A 21054-nucleotide genomic window follows, 5' to 3' on the forward strand; every position below is an offset into this window, starting at 1 on the left:
ACGCCCGGTTACATTCCGAACCCGGAAGCTAAGCCCTCCAGCGCCGATGGTACTGCACTCGGGAGGGTGTGGGAGAGTAGGACGCCGCCGGACATTTTTCGGTCAGGGCCACCCCTTCGGGGGTGGCCCTGACGCGTTTCCGTGACCATTTCCGTGAACGCCTCCCGTCGGTGCCACCGGGCTCGGTAGCGTCGCTGAGGGACGCGCCGACGCGGCGTTCCCCGCGATCGTGGCCGGAAAACCGTACGTGGCGTATGCCTCCAGCACTCTTGGGACGCGCGGGTCGGGGTACCTGCCCACAGTTCGACCGGATCTGACCGCCGACAGGCGGAGGCAGGAGTGGTCATGAAGATCGGAATTATCGGGTCGGGGCACATCGGTGGCACCCTCACCCGTCGGCTGCGCGCCCTGGGTCACGACGTGACGGTGGCCAACTCACGCGGGCCGGCGTCCCTCACCGAGCTTGCCCAGGAAACAGGGGCGACCGCAGGGACCGTGGAGCAGGCCGCCGACCATGCCGACCTGGTGGTGATCGCGATTCCGCTGCTGGCGGTGCCGGCGCTGCCCGCGGAACTCTTCGAGGGCAAGGTCGTAGTCGACGCCGACAACTACTACCCGCAGCGGGACGGGGACATCGCCGAGCTGCTGGACCGCAGCCTCAGCTCCAGCCGGTGGACCGCCGAGCACCTCAAGGGCGCCCGGGTGGTGAAGGCGTTCAACAACATCCAGGCCCAGCACCTGCTGGAGAACGGTCACCCTGCCGGCGCGGCCGATCGGATCGCCCTGCCGGTGGCCGGCGACGACGCCGAGGCCAAGCGGATCGTGATGGAGCTGGTCGACGCACTCGGCTTCGACCCGGTCGACGCCGGCACCCTCGACGAGAGCTGGCGGCAGCAGCCGGACACCCCCGTCTACGGCACGAACCTCGACGCGGCCGGCGTACGCCAGGGGCTGGCCGCAGCGCGGCCCTGAGCGACCGCCGGGGCGACGTTCCGCGTACCCGATAGAGAAGAATGCCCCGCTGGCGTTGCCGGCGGGGCATTCGTGTGCTGGGGTCCGACGGGCGCTCAGTCGCCGGCCCGGCCGCAGACGTAGCGGGGCTCGGCCAGGTATCGCCAGGTGAACTTCTCCCGCTTGATTACCTTGCCGGCCTTCTTGATGATCCGGAAGGCGTCCTGGGTGAAGCCGTCGATGCCGTTGCTGGAGATGCAAGACGGGCCGGCTTCCAGCTGGATCGTCTTCGGGCTGGTGATGCCCCGGCGGGGGCCGTACTCCGTCTTGACGCTGTCGTAGATCTTCGTGCTCCAGATCGACACAGTCACCGAGCCGGCGGTGTGCGAGGTGTCGATGAGGACGCCGTACGGGGTGTTGTTGCGGAACTTGAAGTCGAGGTTCGGCCAGAAGATCGTCGACTCGATGACCGCCGGGTACCGGCTGAACCAGTACGAGTGCGGCTTGTGCTCGACGTCTTCCAGCCCGGCGTAGTAGGTCGCGTTGAACAGGGTGGTGGTGAACTGGGAGACGCCGCCGCCCACACCGGGGACGAGCTTGCCGTCGAGGATCACCGGCGCGTCCTGGTACCCCTGGTCGTAGCCGCGCTCGCCGGTGTGGCCGTTGAGCGAGAACGTCTCGCCGGGCAGCACGACGGTGCCGTCGACCTCCTTGGCGACCTGGACGATGTTCTGGCTGCGGGGCGAGGAGAGGCCGCCGGTGAAGTGGGTGGTGAAGCGGGACACCCGCTCCTTGATGCCGAGCCCGGCCAGCTTCGCCGTGGTCACCTTTGGCTGGGTCTCCGTGAGCTGGCCGGTGACGGTGCGGTCGTCGGTGCGGGGCAGCACGGCGAGCAGGTCGCGGCTGAGTGCGGTCGCGTCGAGCTGCTTGCCGGGCCGGCCGTCGATCGGCGTCGGCTTGCCGCCGGTGACGGTCATCCGGGCGTCGCGGGGTTCCACCTCGATGGCGTCCAGCTTGCCGCCGAGGGCGGAGCGTAGCCGCTTCACGTCGATGCGGGGGCTGAGCTTCCCGCTGTCGTCGGCGGTGAAGCGCAGGCCCCGGGCGATGGCGGTGGGCGGGATGGTGACCGCGCCCTTGGGCGTGCGGAGCGTCACCGGGGCGGCGACAGCGGGGCGGGCCAGCTCGGCGACGAGCCGGCTGACCTCCTCGTCGGTCGTCGTCGGCCGGGTCTCCACCAGCGGCACGGTCACCGGCTGGCCGGTGAGCCAGCCGTCCCGGACCGCCTGGGCCGAGCGCTGCGGGTCGAGCGCGAGGCCGGGTTTCGGGCGGACCGGCTTCGGGGTCGTACCGGTGAAGATGATCGCCGGCACGGTCCATTCGCGGGTCTGGTCGCCGGCGGCCTTGCGCAGGGCGGCGTCGAGCCGGGCGGGGTCGACGGTCACCACCGGCGCGACGGTGCGGGAGCCGACGAGGCGGCTCACCGGGTGGGCCCGTGCTTTGGCTGCCGCGTCGACGGTGGCCTCGACGTCCACCGTGAGCCCCACGTCGGCGGGCTTGACCTCGACGGTCCGTTCCCCGACGGTCAACCGCAGCGGGGCGGTGAGAGAGCTGGCCCGGTCCAGCTCCGTGCGCAGGTCCCGGATCGCGTCGGTGCGGCTGCGTCCGCCGAGTTCGGTGCCGAGGACGCTGGTGCCGCGCGGGACGTCGCCGGCGTAGGCGTACGCGCCGGCACCGGCCACGGCGCCCAGGACCACCGTGGTGACGCCGGCGGCAAGCAGGATCCGCAGTCGCCGGGAACGGGGGCCCGGCCCGCCGCCGCCGGGGACGGTCGCCGCGCTGGGCTCCGGCTCGTCGTCCGGCCAGCTCACCGCGGTCACCTTGACGGTGGGCCGGTCATCGGCGGGCGGTCGTGTTTCGCCGTACAGAGTCACAGCAACCTCGATCGGTACGTACCACGTGGGGTGGCCCCCACCCGGAGGACACCTACGGTAACCAACGGCCGGGCGGAGCGGCAGTCTGCGCCCCGGCCTCGTCCGCGCAGCGTGTCGACGCCCGCCGCACCGGGTGTGCGTCGCCGCCCCGGTGCCGGTTCGTTCCGGGCCAGGCGGCCGTTGCAGGGTGGGCGGAGACGGACGAGCGGATGCTGGCGTACGGAGGCGGATGTCTCGACCGGGCGGCCGCGCTGCGCGGGGACCCGGAGTGGGCCTCGGCGCGGCTGGCGGAGCCGGCGAATCACTTGCAGCGACTTTTCAGCCTCTCGTTACCAAAAAGTTACCGCCGGGTCTCGCGACTACCCCACGTGAAGCATTGGGCGCACCCTGTTGCACTCTGCCCGATTTGCCCGGGTGGATTCTCCGGCGGGCGTTGACTCATGGTGATCGATGTCGATCTCCGTGTCGCGAGATGGTTACCGGTCAGTAGCAAGGGGCTTGTGAGCCGGCTCCCTTCGCGGGAGCATCCAATCCGCAGCCCGCGCCGTCCGCCGGGTACGGCGGACCCCGGCACCACCACCCGCAGCTTCCCCTCCCGAGCGGCCACCGCGCTCGGTGGGCTCCGTCCCAGGAGGACCCGTGAAGGAATCGGAAGACCGTCTGTCGCAGGGCGGCACCCGTTGGTGGCGTTTCGCCGCGATGATGGTGCCCGCGACCGCCGTCGCCGGCGCCATCGTCTTCGGCATGGCCAACGGCGCGATCGCGGCCTCGTTCGCCGTCTCCGGCCAGACCTTCAAGGTCGGGGCCTCGAAGCTGGAGGGCGACGGCTTCAAGCAGTACGGCGGGTTCGTCAGGGAGAAGGACGGCACCGCACACCCGGTGGCCGTCTCCGAGATCACCAGCGCCGAACTCTACGACCTCTGCCAGTCGGTGAAGGTGCCGGACATGCCGATCGTGCTCACCATCAACGCCGGGGGCGGGGGCAAGCCGGCGACCGCCAGGGGCCTGCTGATCGACATGGACTCCCTCGGTGGCGACGCCACCTTCGAGAACATCAAGATCGGCCGGGACGCCACCGACCTGAATTCCGGGGCCACCCCCAAGTCCTTCGGGCAGAGCGCCGACCACGTCACGATCATCGGGGTCGAGCAGGTGACCCGCTCCACCAGCGCCGCGATCTTCACCCTCAACGGGCTGAAGCTGAAGGTCAACATGGGCAAGGACGCCAAGGAGTGCTTCTGAGCCGCCCCCGACCGTGGAGGGCGCCCTCCACCGGCCTCGGTCCTGCCCCGTGACCAGCGAACACCGCCAGGAGGAGTAGTGACGACCGCCAACCCGCAGCACGCCCGGTCGGGCAGGCTCAGTCAGGCGTGGCGCGGCTTCCGCCGCTGGCGACGGAGCCGACCCTTCTGGGGCGGGCTGTTCACCGCGCTGGCCGGGGTGGAGATCTTCTTCACCACCCAGATGAGCCTCAGCGACCTCACCTTCCAGACGGGGCCGACCGGCTTCCTGTCCTGGCTGATCCCGGTCATCCTGGTGGCCTGCGGGATGCTGATGTGGTTCACCCCGCAGCAGCGGATGTTCTACGCGATCGTCGGCGCGGTCACCGCCGTCTTCTCACTCATCGGGGTCAACCTCGGCGGCTTCTTCGTCGGCCTGCTGTTCGGCATGGTCGGCAGCGCCCTCGGCTTCGCCTGGGTGCCGTACCGCCGGCCGGCCACCGCCACCGCACCGGCCGAGCCGGACCCGACCGCCCGGCCGGACGACGGTGAGCGCGACGACGAACCGGCGCTCGTCGACGAGCTGATGCCCCGGTCGGAGCCGGGCGAGGACATCACCGGCCCGCTCACCGACACCCCGCCCCGACCCCGAAACCCGCTGCGCGAGCCGTCGCCCGCCGACCGGGACCACGACAGCACCCAGTTGCTGCCGCCGGTCGGGCCGGTCGGCCGGCAGCAGGGCGGCCCGTACCAGGACTCGAAGCTGCTCGCGATCACCCTGGTGCTGCTCAGCGTCTCGGCCGTCGGGGCGCTCGCGCTGCGCGACCACAGCCCCGTGCAGGCCGCGCCGGCCACGCTCTGCCCCACCCCGTCACGGACGAGCGCGAGCCCGACCGCCGTGAGTCCGTCGGTGTCCGACCCGGCCGGCGAGAGCCCCACCTCCACCCCGAGCCCGAGTCCCAGCCCGGGGAAGACACCGGGCGGCAACCTGATCACCGACACCATCGACGGCATCGGCGACCTGCTCACCGGCGGCGACGGCGCGCCGGCGGCCGGCGGGACCGGGGCCGCCGGGGTAACGGCGCGGGCCACCACTGCGGCGACCGCCGCCCCGACCCGCAGGCCGACCTCGTCGGCCGAGCCCACCCCGGACGCACCGGCCGGCACCGGCAAGCCCACCCCCGACGGCCCCGGGTGCGCCACCCCGAAGCCCACCGATCCGGGCGAGGTGAAGCCCGGCAAGCCGCTGCCCCGGATCGCGGCCGAGCCCGGCCAGCCCCGGGTCGCGGCGGAGCCGTCGAAGCTCACCGGCTCCGAGGTCACCATGACCGGGCTGCGGTTCGAGGGGATCGTCGAGCTGGACACCGGCGCGGGCAAGCTCAGGACGCTCAAGTTCAGCATGGACAAGGCCGTCACAGACGACTTCCTGCTCCAGGCCGGCGGCCCTGGCGGGAAGACCATGCGGTACGCCACCGACCGGCTGACCGTCCAGGGCGACGTGGCCTTCTACGCCACCCGGTTCGTCGGGCGACTGCTCGACATCAAGATCACCCTCGCTCCGGACCTGCCGTTCCCGGACGGGATCCCGATCACCTCGCCGATTCCGATCACCTTCACCGACCCGGTCATCGACCTGGCGTACGTCGACAGCGACGTCCTGACCGCGAAGCCGGAACTCAAGCTCAGCCTGGCCTGACCCGGCCACCCGCCGGACGGGGACCAGCGGCCACGCCGGCCCCGGACACCGCGCGGCGGCCGGGAGCCAAGGGTTCGCCCCTGGCCCCCGGCCGCCGTCGTCGCCTCAGATCCGGGCCAACGCCCGGCGTAGCGGGTCGAGCCCCAGCGCCCCGAGGTCCAGCGCCTGCCGGTGGAACTCCCTGAGGTCGAAGTCGGCGCCCTTGCGGGCCTTGGCGTCCTCGCGGGCCTGGAGCCAGATCCGCTCGCCCACCTTGTACGAGGGGGCCTGCCCCGGCCAGCCGAGGTAGCGGTTCAGCTCGAAGCGCAGGTTCTCGTCCGGCACCCGGCAGTGCGCCCGCATGAACTCCCAGCCCAGTGCCGGGGTCCACCGCTCCCCGGGGTGGAAGCCGAACGGGTTGTCCTTCGGGATCTCCAGCTCCAGGTGCATGCCGATGTCGACGATCACCCGGGCGGCCCGGAACGCCTGCCCGTCGAGCATGCCGAGCTTGTCGCCCGGGTCATCCAGGTAACCCAGCTCGTCCATCAGCCGCTCCGAGTAGAGCGCCCAGCCCTCGCCGTGCCCGGAGACCCAGCAGAGCAGCCGCTGCCAGCGGTTGAGCAGGCCGGCCCGCACGGCGGTCTGCCCGATCTGGAGATGGTGGCCCGGGACGCCCTCGTGGTAGACCGTGGTCACCTCGCGCCAGGTGGAGAAGTCGGTGATTCCCTGCGGCACCGCCCACCACATCCGCCCGGGGCGGGAGAAGTCCTCGCTCGGGCCGGTGTAGTAGATCGCTCCGTCGCTGGTCGGGGCGAGGCAGCACTCGATGCGGCGGACCTGCTCCGGGATGTCGAAGTGGGTGCCGTGCAGCTCGCTGACCGCCTTGTCGGCAAGGGCCTGCATCCAGTCCCGGAACGCCTCCTTGCCCTGGATCGTGCGGGCCGGGTCGGCGTCCAGCGCGGCCACCGCCTCGTCGACGGTCGCGCCCGGCCCGACGATCCGGCCGGACACCGTCCGCATCTCGGACTCCAGCCGGGCCAGCTCGGCGAACCCCCAGGCGTACGTCTCGTCGAGGTCGACCTTCGCGCCGAGGAAGTACTGCGAGGCCAGCTCGTACCGCTCCCGGCCGGCGGCCTGCTTGTCCCGCCCGAACGGGGCCAACTCGTCGCGGAGGAACTGGCCGAACCCGGCGGTGGCCGCGGTGGCCGCCGCCGCGCCCCGGCGCAGCTCCGCGCCGAGCGTGCCGTCCGCGCCGAGCCGCTCGACCAGGCCGTGGAAGAAGTTGTCGCCGTTTGGATCCGTCCAGACGTCGCACTGCTTCGCGACCTCGACGAGTTGGGTCTTCGAGCTGACCTTCCCGGACGAGGCCGCCTCACGCAGCGTCGTCTTGTAGCCCTCCAGGGCGCCGGCGAACCGGTTGAGCCGGGTGGCGATGTCGGCCTGCGCGTCGGCGCTCCCGGTCGGCATCAGGTCGAACACCATGCGGAGTTCGTGCAGGCCGCTGGCGATGACGTTGACCTCGCTGGTCGTCTCGCCGGTGTCGTACCGGGCGAGGTCCAGGCCGAGGCGCTCCTGCATGGCCTCCTTGGCGGTCCGCTCCGACTCCGACTCGGGTTCGGTGACGTCGAGATCGGCGAGGGTGCGCCGGGTCAGGTCGGCCCGGGCCGCATAGCCCTCCGGCGACAGGTCGTCCAGTTGATCGTCGTGTCCGGCGATGCCGACATAGGTCGCGCCGGTCGGGCTCAGCGGAGCCCAGTCTGCGACGTACCGGTCGGCGAGGTCATCGATTCGTCCCACGGCTGCGACCCTACGCGACCACGCCGCCGCCCCGTCGACCTGTTTGGCGTGTTCAGGGCAGCAACCCGGCCGGGTCGAAGTCGATCGGGAACGGCGCGTCGGCCTGGAGCCGCTCCCCGCTGACCGCCCGCGTGACGGTGTCGTAGCCACCGAACTTGCCGAGGGTGAACAGCTCGACCGCCGCGTGCCGCAGCCGGCGGGAGATCTCGACCCGCATGAAGTACGGCACCCGACCCTCCGCGCACCGGCGCGGCTTGTCGACGAAGTCCTGCCGGCGGCTGCCGGGCGAGACGAACTCGACGGCCATCGTGCACAGATGGACCGGGATCCACCGGTCCTCCTCGTCGGTCTTCGGCAGGTCGTGCAGCACCGTGACGTCCGGCTGGATCCAGCGCTGCGGCGCGAAGGTCAGGTTCACCTGGCCGTACACATAGAAGCCGGCGGCCTCGGCGGTGGGCCCCAGGATGCGGATCAACTTGCCCTCGCCGTAACTGTTCGTGCCGACCTCAGCGGGCGTCATGACCAACCTTCCGTCGATGCACTCGTACCGCGCATCGGGCAGCTCCGGCAGCGGGAGGTAACGCTCCGCGAGCTGGGTCGTCCAGATCCCGTCGAGGTCGACGAGCGGGTCGAAACGCATCGGCATCGCCATCGGGGGCACCTCCTCGGCTGGTCAACGCACCACCACTCTAGGTGGTTTCTGTGGCGCGGGACACGACGGCCGAAAAGCGCGGGACTTCGTCGTACGGCTCCGGCAGAGTGTCAGGAGTGACACCGGACATCACCCCTGACAGGTCGGCGCTGCGCAGCTGGCTGCCGGGTTTCCTCGCGCTCGCCGCGATCTGGGGCTCCAGCTTCCTGTTCATCAAGATCGGCGTCCGCGAGCTGCACCCGCTGCACCTCACCCTCTACCGGGTCGCCGCCGGGGCGCTGACCCTGCTCGTCGTGCTCCCGCTGCTGCGCGACCGGCTGCCCCGGGAGCCCCGGGTGTGGGCCCACCTCTTCGTGGCCGCGGCCCTCGGCGTGGCCCTGCCGTTCACCCTCTTCGGGTACGGCGAGCAGCGGGTCGAGTCGATGCTCGCCGGGATCTGGAACGCCACCACGCCGCTGGTCGTGCTGCCGATGGCGGTGCTGGTGTTCCGCACCGAACGGTTGACCCGGCGCAGCGCGGTCGGGCTGGGGCTGGGCTTCGCCGGGGTGCTCGTGGTGCTGGGCGTCTGGGAGGGCGTCGGCGGGGCGCACTTCACCGGCCAGCTCATGTGCCTCGGCGCGGCGGTCTGCTACGGCATCGCCATCCCGTACCAGAAGCGGTTCATCGCGGGCAGTTCCCACTCCGGGGTGTCGCTGTCGGCGGCCCAGCTTCTGCTGGCGACCGCCCAACTCGCCGTGGTGGGGCCGCTGGTGGCGGGGGCGCCGCCGCTGCCCACCGGCCTCTCGGCCGAGGTGCTCGCCAGCGTGCTCGCGCTGGGCGCGCTCGGCACCGGGCTCGCCTTCGTGATCAACCTGCGCAACATCCGGGTCGCCGGGGCGAGCACCGCCTCCACGGTGACCTACCTGATTCCGATCTTCGCGGTGCTGATCGGGGCGCTGGCGCTCGACGAGCGGCTGAACTGGCACCAGCCGGTCGGCGCGCTGGTCGTGCTGGCCGGGGTGGCGGTGACGCAGGGCCTGCTCGGCCGGCGCAGGCGACCGGCGGGGGCTCCCGGCCCGACCGGGACTCCTCCCGGCCCGGCGGCGGTCGGGAAGACGGCCGCCCCCGCGGTCGACGGGCGGGCCACCCCGGCCGCCGACGGGGGCGGCCGGGGTGTGCCGGCCACCGGGCCCGCCGTCGGCTGATCAGCCCCGGGCCCACTCCACCAGGCGGTCCGCCGGCCAGGTGTTGACCACCCGATCGGCGGGGACGCCGCACAGCGCCGCCCGCTCGCAGCCGAACCGCTGCCAGTCGAGCTGCCCCGGGGCATGGGCGTCGGTGTTGATCGCGAACCGGCAGCCGGCCTCCAGGGCCCGGCGGATCAGCCGCTTCGGCGGATCCTGCCGCTCGGGGCGGGAGTTGATCTCGACGGCGACGTCGTGCTCGGCGCAGGCGGCGAAGACGGCGTCCGCGTCGAAGTCGCTCTCGGCCCGGGTACGCGGCCGGTGCGCCCGGTCGCCCGGCCCCTTCACCCCGGCGGGACGGGAGGCGACCATCCGGCCGGTGCAGTGGCCGAGGATGTCCAGGTGCGGGTCGGCGATCGCGGCCAGCATCCGCCGGGTCATCCTGCCCCGCTCGTCGCTCAGTCCGCTGTGCACCGAGCCGACCACCACGTCGAGGCGGGCCAGCAGCTCCTCGTCCTGGTCGAGTGAGCCGTCGGCGAGGATGTCCACCTCGATCCCGGTGAGGATGCGGAACCCCTCGGGCAGCGCCGCGTTGACCGCCGCCACGTGGTCGAGTTGCTTGCGCAGCCGGTCCGCGGTCAGCCCACGGGCCACCTTCAGGCGGGGGGAGTGGTCGGTCAGCACGACGTACTCGTGGCCCAGCTCGACCGCCGCGAGCGCCATCTCCTCGATCGGCGAGCCGCCGTCGGACCAGTCGGAGTGGGTGTGGCAGTCGCCGCGCAGCGCCGTGCGCAGCGCGGTGGCCGCGGCGTCCAGGTCGGTGCCCTCCGTGGCGACCAGTCGGCGCAGGTAGACCGGCTCCTCACCGGCCAGCGACTCGGCGACGCAGCGTGCGGTGACGTCGCCGACCCCGGCCAGGTCGGTGAGCGTCCCGGCGCGGGCCCGCTCGGCGGCCTCCTGTGCCGGCAGCGCGGCCAGGACCTTCGCCGCCGACCGGAACGCCCGGACCCGGTACGTCGCCTCGTTGGCCCGTTCCAGCAGGAAGGCGATGCGGCGGAGGTCGGCGACGGGGTCCCGGGCGGTCATGTCCTGCAACCTACGCGCCCGCGCCGCCGGTCGGGGACGACCGGCGGCGCGGGGGTGGTGGTGCGTCGGATCAGGAGTACGGCAGTTTCACGACCGACTGGTTGCCGAGCCCGAGGGTGGTGGGGTTGTTGCCGATCGCCGACCAGACCTCCACCCTGACCGTGCCGCCGGTCAGGTTGCCGAGCGTCCCGCTGCTGGAGGCCAGCCCGGCGGCCTGGGTGTAGTGCTCGTATCCGGTGACCGGGTCGGTGGCGAAGTAGCGGTACGTCTCCACCCGGTCCCAACTCCCGTTGCCGGTCAGGTCGTAGGAGACCCGCACCTGCACCCCGTTGCCGACCGCGGCGCCGGCGTCGAGGAACAGGTCGAATGACGTCTGCCCGCCGACGTACCCGAGGTTGAGGCCGGTCGCGGTGAACACCCGGGCGTTGGTCGGGGTGCCGTCGTGGTTGCCGTTCGCCGCCACCACCGTCGTGGTGGCCGCGCCGCCGGCCGCGCCGAGGCCGCCGCCGGTGAGCAGGTACCGCGTCGACGAGCCGGACGGCGACGGGGTGGTGGTGGGGGTCGGGGTCGGCGTCGGGCTGGTCGGAGTCGGGGTCGGCGACGGCCCCGGGCCGCCGCCGGTCGCGTTGCCGCCGCTCCAGGTGTACGCCCCGGTGGTGGCCGTCTTCCCGGCCGCCACCGCGAGCGTGGTCCCGTCGGAGAACCGGACGGTGATCGGCGCCGCGGTGATGTTCGACGCCACGTACGTCCGTGCCCCGTTGCGGGTGAAGACGGCGCTCAGCGGGTGGTTCGCGCTGACCGTGGTGTCGACGGTGCCGAGCGCGGCGAGGTTGCGGATCCAGTGGAAGGTGTGCGCCCGGCTCTCGCCCTCCTCCGGTGTGTAGCCGGGGTTCGCCCGCAGGCTCGACAGCGCCGCGTTGCCGTCGCCGAGCGCCTGGAACTGCCAGAGGATGTCCTGCCACACCGTCGGCTGCCCGCCGTTGTTGCGGACCAGTTCCGCCCAGTTGGTCCGGACGTACGCCGGGTCGTAGCCGAGGTAGAGGTGGCCGCCGGTGACCGGCAGCAGGTTGATGCCCTGGATCATCTCCGGCTCGGCGCTGAACCAGGTCGAGTACGCCCCGCCGTCGCCCCACACCATGCCGACCGTGGAGTGCCCGAAGGCGGCCGGGAAGTTCTCGTTGGCGTGGTCGAACCAGTACTCCTGGATCGTCGCCGCCTGGGTGGTGTAGAGGAAGATGCCGGCGTCGCGGACGGCGGTGTCGCCGGTGGCCTGGCCCCACTGGATCAGGGCGTTGGCGAAGTTCATCCCCTCCGACGAGGACTCCTGGTTGTTGCCGGCGCCGAACGAGCCGTGCCCGGAGGCCCAGTCGTGGCCGGCGTAGATGTCGAAGTCCCGCAGGTACGGGAACCGGGTGTCGTTGCGGTCGTAGTTGTCGGCGTCCCGGATGAGCAGGTCCACCATGCCGCCGTAGCGGGCGTCGGTGGCCCACTGCGGGTCGTACTTGGCCAGGGTGGCCGCCGCGGCGATGAAGTAGCCGTAGTGGAAGTGGTGGTCGTTGAGCTCCTGGTCGGACCCGTACGACGCCGGGTAGCCGATCAGGGTGCCCCAGTTCTGGTCGTAGTAGAAGACCTTCGCGGCCTTGCCGGGCGAGGCGGTGAACCAGTCGGTGAGGGTGGCCCGGATGGCGTTCAGCGCGCTGTCCCGGGTGGCGGTGTCGTTGACCAGGTCGGCAACCTCGGCGATCCGGGCGGCCCGGCCGAGGCCCTTGCCGGTCCAGTACGTGTCCCCGCCCCGCTGGTCCATCGGGTTGCCCCGGACGGCGGCGAGCTGGTCGCGCAGCGTGGTCAGGTCGGCGCCGGAGCCGTCGCCGACGGCGGGCAGTTCGGGCAACACCCCCTGGAAGGTCATGGCGGTGCGGAACTGGCTGACGCCGGTGAGCACCTTCATCCGGCCCCGCGCCGACGGGTAGCTCTGGGTGATCGGGGTGGACCCGGTCAGCGCCTTCCACTGGTGCGGGTAGAGGCTCACCACGGTCTGGGTGGCGGTGCCCTCCCGGGCCGTGGTGGTGAACGCGTACGTGGTGGTCATCCGGCTGCTCGCCTGGTCGTAGGCGTACGAGACCCGGGTGCCGGTGACGTGGGCGTGCGCGTACCGGCCGTAGGAGGCGGCCAGGTCGGCGCGCTCCTGCGCGGTGCTGCTCGCGGTGGTGGGCAACAGGGCGAGGGAGAAGTAGCCCTTGCCGGCCAGCGTGGACGAGATCCGGCCGCCGCTGACCGTCCAGCTCGCCCCGGTCGGGGCGTATCCGACGTAGTCGTGGCCGGCGACGGTGAAGCCGATGGTGGCGCCGCTGTTCGACCAGACGGTCGGGGTGCTGTTGGCGCTGACCACCGCGTCACCGCCGGTGGTCTGGAAGTACGCGAGCGGCAGCCCGTGGCCGATGGTGGCGCGCATGGTCCGGGCCCCGTCGCTCCAGTACGGAGTGACGGTCCAGTCGGTCCAGTTGGCCACCTTCACGGTCGGCGCGGCCAGTCCGGCCACCCCGACGCGGATGTCCTGCACGTACGGGTAGTGGAACTCGCCGACGCCGGTGGCGGTGCCGCTGATCGCCGGGGTCGAGTTGGCGGAGAAACCCAGCCCGTCGGTGAACGTGTCGTAGGAGAGCGGATGGGCGTGCAGCGGCTCGCTGTAGGCGCAGTCGGTGCGCTTGAACAGCAGCGACGACCACCAGTCGTTGGTGGGCACGGCACCGGCGGGCGCGTCGGCGGTGACGAACTGCCGGGGGTTGGTGGAGAGCTGGCCGCACCCGGAGGGCAACGGGCCGACCGGGGTGGTGGTGTAGCTGCCCGCGCCGACCGGGGCGGCCTCGGCGGGGGCGGTGTCGGCGGCGACGGCGAGGCCGCCGGCGACGAGGGCGAGGACGGTGGTCGAGGCGAGGGCCCAGAGGCGGTGGCGGTGTGGTGCGGGAGGTGTCACGGGTGCCTCCATCGCGCGGGGACGCCGGACCGGCCGGCGGCGGCGTTTGGTGGTAATCGGGAGGTTCGTCTTCTGTGAGAGCGCTCTCTCATCAATGGACGTTAACCGCTTGCCAAGACATGCGTCAATGTGTCCGACCGGTTAAGCCGTGATGTCGCGATTGGCCGAAGGGCGGGCCCGCTCCCGTCGGGCGGCCCGTCCGGGCTGGTCAGCCCGCTGTCGGGGCCTTCGGGCACCCGTGTTTCCGCCGCCACGCGCCCACCTCGGCGGCCGGCTCCCGGTTGCCGTGCCGCCGCCACGAGTCGAGGTAGCGGGCCGGCCAGACCACCCCGCGCCGGATCCACCAGTCGCCCCGGCCCGTGCAGGCAGGCGAGATGCCGAAGTGCACATGGCAGACGTTGTTCGCGTTGCCCGTCCGTCCCACCCTGCCGATCTGCTGGCCGGCCCGCACCCGGTCCCCCGCGTCGATCCCCGAGGTGATCGCGCTGAGGTGCGAGCCGTAGTAGCGCACCCCGTCGTCGCCCAGCAGCGACACCGACAGGCCCCCGTTGTTCGGCCCCAGCGGTCCCCGCCGGTCGAACCGGTCCACCCGACTCACCTCGAGAATCGTCCCGTCGGTGACCGCCACCACCGGATCGCCGCAGTCGGCGAAGATGTCCGTCCCGGGGTACGCGGAGTGGGTCGGGTGGTAGTCGACGTTGCTTGCGCGCACCGGGAAGACGTGCCGCAGGCCGGCCCGGGTCGGCGAGGCCGACGCCGACGCCGACGGCCGGGCGGCCGTCGGCGCCGGCGAGGCCGTCGGCGTGGCCGGCTGATCGGCGGTGGCCGGGGCCGTTGGCCCGCCCCACCCGCCGCTGCTCGGCGCGGCGGACGGCGGCGCCGAGCAGCCGGCGGCCAGCACCGGCGCGAGCAGCAGCAGGACCGGGTACGCCGCACGCTCGCTGCGCCGGCGCGAGAAGGGCGAGGACATCCGATCATCCTGACAGAACGGTTACGGTTGGGCCGGTACGGTCCGGGGCGCCGCCGGCACCCGTCCCGCGCGCCGGCCGGACCGCTCAGGCTGGCCGACCGCTCGGTGCGGTAGCGCCGGCTCGGAAGGAGTGACGGTGACGACGTGGCAGCCTGCCCTCCCGACCCACCCGGAACCGGGGCGCCCCGGTTCGCGTACCCCCTCGGGGCTCTTCCCCTCCGGGCCGCCGGCCCGGCCGACCTGGCGCGAACCGCACCCCGTCACCGGGGCGGGCGTCGCCTCCGGCGGCGCGCTCGCCGCCGCCTGGCTGGTGCTGTTCGGCCTGCTCGGCCGCGACGTCCCCGGATACGCCTGGTGGACCGTCCTCGCCGGCGGGCTGGCCTGGCTGGCCGCCCTGGCGCTCGTCCGGTTCGGCGACCGGGGGGTGGCCACCGGGGTCGCCATCGTCACCGCCGGAGGCTGGAGCGTCGCCGCCGCCGTGGTCGCCGTGCGCTGGGCGAGCGTCGGCGACTGGCCCCTGTGGTGAGACCGCAACGGGCGGCGCGAGGTCGGTGACCGCACCCCGCCGCGCCACCACCAGCCCTGCGGCAGGGACCCGCCGCCGGCTCCGGCCGGGTCGCCGAGCACCGACGGTCACGGCCCGGCTGCGCACGGAAGTCCCGTCTTGACGTACCCGCTCCGACGGCGCACCCTCGGCGGTATGGCCTGGACCACCTCCCGCCCCGATCCCGAGCGGAGCCGCCGCCGCCTACAGATCCTCGCCGAGCTGGCGGGGGCCCGGGCGGTACGCAGGCAGGACCGGCCGCAGCGCGCCCGCACCGAGCAGTTGCGGCAGCTGATCGCCACCCGGCGTCGCGTCGACGGCTGAACCGGCACACCACACTTTCCACGGATTGACCGGCCCTTCGGGGCGTTGACCGGTCGCGTGCCGATCCGACCGGTTACCGTGCACGCGTAACAAGTCGGCGAGTAGTGCCGAGGCTATTTGGGGGGACCGTGTCGTACTTCGCTGCCGCCGTGGTGCGCGACGAGGGCGGCTGGACTGCCGCCGAGGTGAACCTGCGCGGCGCCACCGACATCGACGAGGTCGCCGACCGGCTGCGCGACGTCGAGCCGGACGCCGACCTGTCGCTGCTCTTCGTCGAGGCCGACGATGCCTACCTGGTCGTCCTGCGCCTCGACGAGGCCGAGGACCTGCGGGTCTTCGGATCCGACTCCGCGTACGCCGAGGAGTCCCGGCTCGGCGCCCTGCTGGTCGGGGACCTCAAGGGGTCGGTCACCGACTTCGACGACACCGAGGAGCCCCGGTCGAACGCGACCGGAGGCGACGACGACAACGAGCAGCCGGCGGTCGACCCGGAGGCCGACCCGGTCGGCGACGCGGACCTCCTGGCTGACCTGGGTATCTCCGCGCAACGGCTGCTGGCCCTCTGCACGCACGAGGGGATGCTGCCGGCCGACGTCACCGCCGAGGTGTGTCAGATCCTCGGATGCGTGGACGAGGTCGAGGAGTTGCGTGGCGTCTGATCCGCCGCCCTCCACCGACGGGGCCGGGCTGGCCGGGGGCGGGTCGGCGGCGACGGGTGCCGCCGAGCCGGCCGATGCGACCGACCCGGCGCTGGGGACCGTGCGACCGGGCCAGCCGGCCCCGGGCGCGGTCGGGCGGGTCGGCCCGGGCGCGGACGAGGGCCTGGCGGAGCTGGACGGGCCCGGCCGCCGGCAGCGGCACGAGCTGTGGATGCGCCGGGCGCTCCAGGTGGCCGTCACCGGCCCGGAACCGACCGTCACCGGCCCGGCGGCGGGGGACATGGCGGCGGAGGCCATGGGGGTGGACGACGTGCCGGTGGGCGCCGTGGTCTACGGCCCGGACGGGACCGAGCTGGCCGCCGGGCGCAACGAGCGGGAGCTGACCGGGGATCCGACCGCGCACGCGGAGGTGCTGGCGCTGCGCCGGGCCGCCGAGCGCCTGGGCCGCTGGCGGCTCGACGACTGCACCCTGGTGGTGACCCTCGAACCGTGCACGATGTGCGCCGGGGCGATCGTGCTGGCCCGGATCCCGACCGTGGTCTTCGGGGCGTGGGAGCCCAAGACCGGGGCCGCCGGCTCGCTCTGGGACGTGCTGCGCGACCGCCGCCTCAACCACCGCCCCGAGGTGTACGGGGGAGTGCTGGAGGCCGAGAACTCCGCCGTCCTGCGAGCCTTCTTCCGCTGAAGCGCGGCTCCGCCGGTGGCGTGGCCCGTGGGCCGTGGGCAGGATCGCGCTCGATCCCGGATGTGGTGTCCTCCGGGGCAACCGGACGCCACCGTTTCCCGGATCGAGCGCGACCCTGGGGTACGGGAGTGGTCAGGCGATGATGGTGTCCAGGCCGATCTCCACCATCTGGGAGAAGGTCTGCTCGCGCTCCTCCGAGGTGGTCTTCTCGCCGGTCTTGATGTGGTCGCTGACCGTGAGGATGGTCAGCGCCCGGGCCTTGAACCGGGCGGCGATCGTGTAGAGCGCCGCGGACTCCATCTCCACGGCCAGCACGCCGTAGTCGGCGAGCGTGTCGTACAGGTCGGGGCGGTCGGTGTAGAAGGCGTCCGCCGCGAGGATCGGGCCCACCCGCATGGCGACGCCGCGCCGCTCGGCCACCTCGACCGAGGTACGCAGCAGCCCGAAGTCGGCGACCGGGGCGTAGTCGATCAGCCCGTCGAAGCGCATCCGGTTCATGTTCGAGTCGGTGGAGGAGCCGATCGCCGCCACCACGTCCCGCAGTTGGAGGTCCTCGGCGAGCGCCCCACAGGAGCCGACCCGGATCAGGGACTTCACGCCGTAGTCGTTGACCAGCTCGTGGGCGTAGATGGAGGCCGACGGCATGCCCATGCCGGAGCCCTGGACGGAGACCTCCACGCCGTTCCAGCGGCCGGTGAAGCCCAGCATGCCCCGAACCGTCGAGTAGCACCTGGCACCCTCGAGGTAGGTCTCCGCGATCCACTTGGCCCGCAGCGGGTCACCCGGCATCAGGACCCGTTCGGCGATCTCTCCCGGCTTCGCGCCGATGTGCGTACTCATGGCAAAGATCCTGCCAGGCCGGTCCGGGTGATACCGGTTCGGCGTCCAGACCCGGCGTCCTGTACCCTTCTCGGCGGTGGCGTGTCCGAGTGGCCTAAGGAGCACGCCTCGAAAGCGTGTGAGGGTTTACGCCCTCCGCGGGTTCAAATCCCGCCGCCACCGCTCGTGACATGCGAGAACGCCCGGACGATCCGCGAGGATCGGCCGGGCGTTCTGCATGTGGTCTCAGTTTGTGCTCAAGAGGCCGTCTCCGACTCCTCTGCCGGGCTGTCCCAGAGCAGCCGGCCGACGCGCTTGGCGATGTCTCGACGCACCTGCGAGGTGAGGTGCTGGTACCGGGCGGCCATCGCCGAATTCGACCAGCCCATGATGCCCATCACCGCTCGTTCGGCCACGCCGAGGATCAGTAGCACCGTCGCGACGGTGTGGCGGGCGTCATTCAGCCGGCCGTCTCGCAGTCCGGCGAGCTTGAGTAATCGTTTCCACTCGTCGTAGTCCGTCCGCGGGTTGACCGGGCCGCCGGTTGGCGTGGCGAACAGCCAGTCGCCACCCTCCCAGAGCTGGGCGGCAGTGAAGCGCTCCTGCTCCTCTTCCCCGCGGCGCTTGCGGAGCAGCGCCACCAGCTCGTCAGGCAGCCCGATGCTGCGCCACCCGGCCCGCGACTTGGTCTCAGCGGTGTCCGCGCGTACCTGTCGGCGATCCGGGCAGTGCCCGCCGTGCTTCCGTCCGCACGGCGAACTGCACCCGTGCTTCCACCTCGGCCGCTGTCGGCCGCGCCGAACGGTCAGCGTCCCGGCGTCGAGGTCGACGTCTGACCACCGCAGGCCGAGCGCTTCCCCTTGGCGTAGGCCGAGGGCCAGCGCGACCGCCCACCGCGCGCTGTAGCGCCGACCGCGGGTGGCAGCCATCAACCGTTGTACGTCGGAGACCGAGTACGGCTCGATTTCACTCTCTGGTGGGCGGGGAGCCTTGGCGAGGGTCGCCGCGTTCTTACAACTCCTAACTCAAGGGCGGCCCAAAACAGGTCCGAGCCCGGTCGACCGCCGCAAGCCGGGCTCGAAACACCACGTCATCACCGACGCGGGCGGCATCCCCCTCGCCGCGAGTCTGACCGGCGGCAACCGTCACGACGTCACCCAGCTCATGCCCCTGGTCGACAAGCTTCCCAAGATCAGGGGCATCCGCGGCCGTCCCCGGCAACGACCGCAGCGGCTCTACGTCGACCGTGGCTACGACTACGACTGCTACCGCCGACAGCTTCGGGCCAAGGGCATCACCCCGGTCATCGCCCGACGCGGCATCGGACACGGCTCTGGACTCGGCGCCCGACGGTGGGTCGTCGAGCAGACCATCGCCCTGCTGCACTGGTTCCGCCGCCTGCGCATCCGCTGGGAGATCCGCGACGACATCCAAGAAGCCTTCCTCACCCTCGCCTGCGCCATCATCTGCTGGCGCCGACTCCAAAACTCAAAGAGTTAGGAGTTGTAGTGCTGAGGAGTTGGGGTCCTCTCCCATTCGACCACCACCAGCATCGGATGCCGGCTGGTTCGAGGAGGAGCCACAGCCCATCGCGGTATGGGTGCATCCCGTCAGGAAGGCCGACCATGCCCTTCTCGCTCTGTCGCAGTGGAGCCGGATCGCCGTGGAGGCGCAGGCACCTGTCGTAGGCGATAGCCTGCGTGACATGCCCGGTGAGTACTGAGAGCTTGGCGAAGTCATGGAGACGTCCGTTCGGTCGGCTGTCGGTCTTGACCTCGATCGCAAGTAGGTTGCCGGCCGGACCTCGGTCGCGCCGTCGATGGAAGACGAGGTCCGGGACAACCTTCCGGGCCCGCAAACCCTTACCAACCAGTCTTTTCGTCACATGACCAGCGCGCTCATAGTCCTGGTCGAGCACTAGGCCGTCCTGCGACAGAGGAGCTAGGTGCCTATCGAGGTAGACCATCAGGCGGCCGACGACTGCGCGTTCAGTCGTTCCGAGCAGATTCGAGTCGCGAGTGTAGAGGTCATCCATGGCAGCCCGAACCGCATCCCAGAGCTGGATGAACGATGGAATGGAATCCTCCCTGAGGTTGCCGTCGATCGGCACCCCAGTCGCACGCCAATCAACCCCGAGTGGTCCACCGACTGGCCGCTGCGCTGTCGCCACACCTCATTATTGCGCTGAGCACCGACGGCCGCGGCCTGCGCCGAGCAGCCAGGCGAGCAAACGGCGGTGTGGCGAAGGGCCCGACGGCCGGCATCAGCCAGGCATTCGTCGGACCATCAGCCACGGACACGGTACGCCTCGCTCTCAGCCGTCCCCGGGAGAGCAACCTAGCGGCAGGGTGCGACACGGTGGAAGGCGTGGGTTCGGTGGTCAGAGGGGGAGTGAGAGGCAAATGATGCCAGTTTAGACGGTCCCGTGGCTGTTGAGATGAAATGGGGCCCTGACCTCTATCCGACGAGCACTGCCGGATATGTGGCTGGACACCCGACCCCGCAGCAGTTCAAGATCGTGCTTGTGAGAATCCGTACCGACGACATCTGGTCGGAGCTGCGCGGTACCCGGTATAACCCACCAGGGGCGGCAGCTGGTGATGATCGTCGTCGTGCAACATATGTTGCTGCTTTGCAGCAGGCTGAGGAGCTGTTCCGAGCGGCCCGGACCGCTGGCCCTGCATCGAGTCCGCTCTTGCAGTTCTACGGCCTGTCACAGGCAGGACGCGCCATTGCCGCCGCAGCCGAAGATTCGGGTGATGGTGAATGGAACCTGTCCGGCCACGGAATCCAAGCACGGAACCTGACTGCCGACCTGCCGGACATTGCGGTCCTCACCGACACGGCAGACAAGCCCCGATCTAGGCAGACCAGTTTCGTCCGCCTGTCGTTGATCCTGGGTTCCCCGTTGTGGGGCAAGCCCCAGGCACCGACGTTCGCCCAGCTATGGGATACCTTGCCAGAGCTCATCAATAAGCCGCTGAGGGCCAGTGGCGACCGTCGGACTGCCCTGATCGCCGATCCTCTAAGCGGGGCGGAGCAGCACCCCCTGGTTAGTGCCGATGTGTCCGGCATTCCTGGATACCTAGCCCGATTGGACGCAACCGCCGATGGCTTCCACAAATTTATGGCGGCTTACCCGACGGCTGTCGGTTACGTCCCGGTTACTACCCAGCTAGGCGTGCCACAGTATTGGAGCGAGGCAGGCTACGACACAGTTCGTGTCCGGCTCAACTGGTACGCGGGACCGAAGTACCCAGTCGCTGAGGAGGTTCGTCGCGACCAGCTCCATGCGGTGCTCACTCCTTACGGTCAAGGCTCGTACTATCTTCTGCCCGAGGTTCTGCCGGGAACAGGTCCGCTCCATCCGCTGATGGCCTGGTGGGTCGTGCTTTACACCCTGTCGATGCTCGCGCGCTATCAGCCGGCAGAGTGGGCCGCCTGCATTGACATCAATGCAAGTCCATATGCGGCGGCCGTCGAGTATTTGCTGCACGAATCCCGCACGGCCTTGCCTGATTTGCTGCTTATAACGTTGCGACAAGTCGCGGGCGCCTGCTAAGAGCCCAACTCGAAAATAGGTGGTGACCGTGCATCTGCTATC

17 protein-coding genes, 1 tRNA gene, 1 rRNA gene and 2 pseudogenes are annotated in these 21054 nt (G+C 71.4%); 13 read left to right on the forward strand and 8 right to left on the reverse strand.

Annotation, left to right across the window (positions count from 1 at the left end; genetic code table 11):
* Together rrf and ACH4T9_RS05090 are read left to right on the forward strand one after the other, a co-directional pair.
* Positions 1 to 93: ribosomal RNA gene (gene rrf / locus ACH4T9_RS05085) — 5S ribosomal RNA — on the forward strand; the annotation flags it as partial.
* 252 nt (positions 94 to 345) lie between these two features.
* Positions 346 to 972 carry an NADPH-dependent F420 reductase gene (locus ACH4T9_RS05090; protein WP_396670711.1) on the forward strand — a complete coding sequence of 209 codons (627 nt, stop codon included), beginning with the start codon at positions 346 to 348 and terminating at the stop codon, positions 970 to 972.
* A 95-nt stretch (positions 973 to 1067) separates the two neighbouring features.
* Here ACH4T9_RS05090 and ACH4T9_RS05095 read toward each other — a convergent pair whose 3' ends face one another.
* Positions 1068 to 2882, reverse strand: coding sequence for a VanW family protein (locus ACH4T9_RS05095; RefSeq protein WP_396670710.1), 1815 nt, complete (start codon positions 2880 to 2882; stop codon positions 1068 to 1070).
* 699 nt (positions 2883 to 3581) lie between these two features.
* On the opposite strand from ACH4T9_RS05095, the gene ACH4T9_RS05100 reads away from it, so the two are divergent.
* Together ACH4T9_RS05100 and ACH4T9_RS05105 are read left to right on the forward strand one after the other, a co-directional pair.
* A complete protein-coding gene (locus ACH4T9_RS05100) occupies positions 3582 to 4124 on the forward strand; it encodes a DUF6230 family protein (RefSeq protein WP_396670774.1) in 543 nt (180 codons plus the stop codon).
* 78 nt (positions 4125 to 4202) lie between these two features.
* Positions 4203 to 5798 carry a DUF6114 domain-containing protein gene (locus ACH4T9_RS05105; protein ID WP_396670709.1) on the forward strand — a complete coding sequence of 532 codons (1596 nt, stop codon included), beginning with the start codon at positions 4203 to 4205 and terminating at the stop codon, positions 5796 to 5798.
* Positions 5799 to 5903: 105 nt separating this feature from the next.
* On the opposite strand, the gene ACH4T9_RS05110 is transcribed toward ACH4T9_RS05105, so the two are convergent.
* Together ACH4T9_RS05110 and ACH4T9_RS05115 are read right to left on the reverse strand one after the other, a co-directional pair.
* Entirely contained in the window at positions 5904 to 7574 is a 1671-nt protein-coding gene (locus ACH4T9_RS05110; RefSeq protein ID WP_396670708.1) for a DUF885 domain-containing protein, read from the reverse strand.
* Between the two features lie 52 nt (positions 7575 to 7626).
* Positions 7627 to 8226: a Uma2 family endonuclease gene (locus ACH4T9_RS05115; protein WP_396670707.1), complete on the reverse strand. Its 600-nt coding sequence runs from the start codon at positions 8224 to 8226 to the stop codon at positions 7627 to 7629.
* 116 nt (positions 8227 to 8342) lie between these two features.
* On the opposite strand from ACH4T9_RS05115, the gene ACH4T9_RS05120 reads away from it, so the two are divergent.
* Positions 8343 to 9410 carry a DMT family transporter gene (locus ACH4T9_RS05120; RefSeq protein WP_396670706.1) on the forward strand — a complete coding sequence of 356 codons (1068 nt, stop codon included), beginning with the start codon at positions 8343 to 8345 and terminating at the stop codon, positions 9408 to 9410.
* On the opposite strand, the gene ACH4T9_RS05125 is transcribed toward ACH4T9_RS05120, so the two are convergent.
* The 3 genes from ACH4T9_RS05125 to ACH4T9_RS05135 all read right to left on the reverse strand — a co-directional run bounded on the left by ACH4T9_RS05125 (position 9411) and on the right by ACH4T9_RS05135 (position 14419).
* Entirely contained in the window at positions 9411 to 10475 is a 1065-nt protein-coding gene (locus ACH4T9_RS05125; RefSeq protein WP_396670705.1) for a PHP domain-containing protein, read from the reverse strand.
* Between the two features lie 70 nt (positions 10476 to 10545).
* Positions 10546 to 13449, reverse strand: coding sequence for a glycosyl hydrolase (locus ACH4T9_RS05130; protein ID WP_396670704.1), 2904 nt, complete (start codon positions 13447 to 13449; stop codon positions 10546 to 10548).
* A gap of 208 nt (positions 13450 to 13657) precedes the next feature.
* Positions 13658 to 14419, reverse strand: a complete 762-nt coding sequence (locus tag ACH4T9_RS05135; protein WP_396670703.1) for a M23 family metallopeptidase — start codon at positions 14417 to 14419, stop codon at positions 13658 to 13660.
* Positions 14420 to 14555: 136 nt separating this feature from the next.
* Between ACH4T9_RS05135 and ACH4T9_RS05140 the strand changes: the two genes are divergently transcribed.
* The 4 genes from ACH4T9_RS05140 to ACH4T9_RS05155 all read left to right on the forward strand — a co-directional run bounded on the left by ACH4T9_RS05140 (position 14556) and on the right by ACH4T9_RS05155 (position 16631).
* The gene (locus tag ACH4T9_RS05140) at positions 14556 to 14945 is read left to right on the forward strand and encodes a hypothetical protein (protein WP_396670702.1); all 390 of its coding nucleotides are present in this window, start codon (positions 14556 to 14558) and stop codon (positions 14943 to 14945) included.
* A gap of 174 nt (positions 14946 to 15119) precedes the next feature.
* On the forward strand, positions 15120 to 15287 hold the full coding sequence (locus tag ACH4T9_RS05145; RefSeq protein WP_387026420.1) for a hypothetical protein: 168 nt from the start codon (positions 15120 to 15122) through the stop codon (positions 15285 to 15287).
* Positions 15288 to 15415: 128 nt separating this feature from the next.
* Complete coding sequence (locus ACH4T9_RS05150; protein WP_396670701.1) at positions 15416 to 15946, forward strand: tRNA adenosine deaminase-associated protein; 531 nt, start codon at positions 15416 to 15418, stop codon at positions 15944 to 15946.
* A gap of 211 nt (positions 15947 to 16157) precedes the next feature.
* A complete protein-coding gene (locus tag ACH4T9_RS05155) occupies positions 16158 to 16631 on the forward strand; it encodes a nucleoside deaminase (RefSeq protein WP_396670773.1) in 474 nt (157 codons plus the stop codon).
* A 132-nt stretch (positions 16632 to 16763) separates the two neighbouring features.
* On the opposite strand, the gene deoD is transcribed toward ACH4T9_RS05155, so the two are convergent.
* On the reverse strand, positions 16764 to 17471 hold the full coding sequence (gene deoD, locus ACH4T9_RS05160) for a purine-nucleoside phosphorylase (protein ID WP_396670700.1): 708 nt from the start codon (positions 17469 to 17471) through the stop codon (positions 16764 to 16766).
* A 75-nt stretch (positions 17472 to 17546) separates the two neighbouring features.
* Between deoD and ACH4T9_RS05165 the strand changes: the two genes are divergently transcribed.
* Positions 17547 to 17633 (forward strand) — tRNA-Ser (locus ACH4T9_RS05165).
* Positions 17634 to 17707: 74 nt separating this feature from the next.
* Here ACH4T9_RS05165 and ACH4T9_RS05170 read toward each other — a convergent pair.
* Positions 17708 to 18463: pseudogene (locus tag ACH4T9_RS05170) on the reverse strand (tyrosine-type recombinase/integrase); the annotation flags it as partial.
* Positions 18464 to 18488: 25 nt separating this feature from the next.
* Between ACH4T9_RS05170 and ACH4T9_RS05175 the strand changes: the two are divergent.
* The 3 genes and pseudogenes from ACH4T9_RS05175 to ACH4T9_RS05185 form a co-directional block, all read left to right on the forward strand.
* Positions 18489 to 18950 (forward strand): annotated as a pseudogene (locus ACH4T9_RS05175) (IS5 family transposase); the annotation flags it as partial.
* A 445-nt stretch (positions 18951 to 19395) separates the two neighbouring features.
* On the forward strand, positions 19396 to 19638 hold the full coding sequence (locus ACH4T9_RS05180) for a hypothetical protein (protein ID WP_396670699.1): 243 nt from the start codon (positions 19396 to 19398) through the stop codon (positions 19636 to 19638).
* A 237-nt stretch (positions 19639 to 19875) separates the two neighbouring features.
* The gene (locus ACH4T9_RS05185) at positions 19876 to 21012 is read left to right on the forward strand and encodes a YaaC family protein (RefSeq protein ID WP_396670698.1); all 1137 of its coding nucleotides are present in this window, start codon (positions 19876 to 19878) and stop codon (positions 21010 to 21012) included.
* Positions 21013 to 21054 lie beyond the last annotated feature (42 nt).

It is taken from the genome of Micromonospora sp. NPDC020750, assembly GCF_044334565.1.
GTDB lineage: Bacteria > Actinomycetota > Actinomycetes > Mycobacteriales > Micromonosporaceae > Micromonospora.

Bases quoted from the DNA above. Each gene is read 5' to 3' on its own strand.
- ACH4T9_RS05125 (WP_396670705.1), bottom strand. From the start codon at position 10,475: ATGACCGCCCGGGACCCCGTCGCCGACCTCCGCCGCATCGCCTTCCTG.
- ACH4T9_RS05145 (WP_387026420.1), top strand. From the start codon at position 15,120: ATGGCCTGGACCACCTCCCGCCCCGATCCCGAGCGGAGCCGCCGCCGC.
- ACH4T9_RS05100 (WP_396670774.1), top strand. From the start codon at position 3,582: ATGATGGTGCCCGCGACCGCCGTCGCCGGCGCCATCGTCTTCGGCATG.
- ACH4T9_RS05115 (WP_396670707.1), bottom strand. From the start codon at position 8,226: ATGGCGATGCCGATGCGTTTCGACCCGCTCGTCGACCTCGACGGGATC.
- deoD (WP_396670700.1), bottom strand. From the start codon at position 17,471: ATGAGTACGCACATCGGCGCGAAGCCGGGAGAGATCGCCGAACGGGTC.
- ACH4T9_RS05090 (WP_396670711.1), top strand. From the start codon at position 346: ATGAAGATCGGAATTATCGGGTCGGGGCACATCGGTGGCACCCTCACC.
- ACH4T9_RS05135 (WP_396670703.1), bottom strand. From the start codon at position 14,419: ATGTCCTCGCCCTTCTCGCGCCGGCGCAGCGAGCGTGCGGCGTACCCG.
- ACH4T9_RS05155 (WP_396670773.1), top strand. From the start codon at position 16,158: ATGCGCCGGGCGCTCCAGGTGGCCGTCACCGGCCCGGAACCGACCGTC.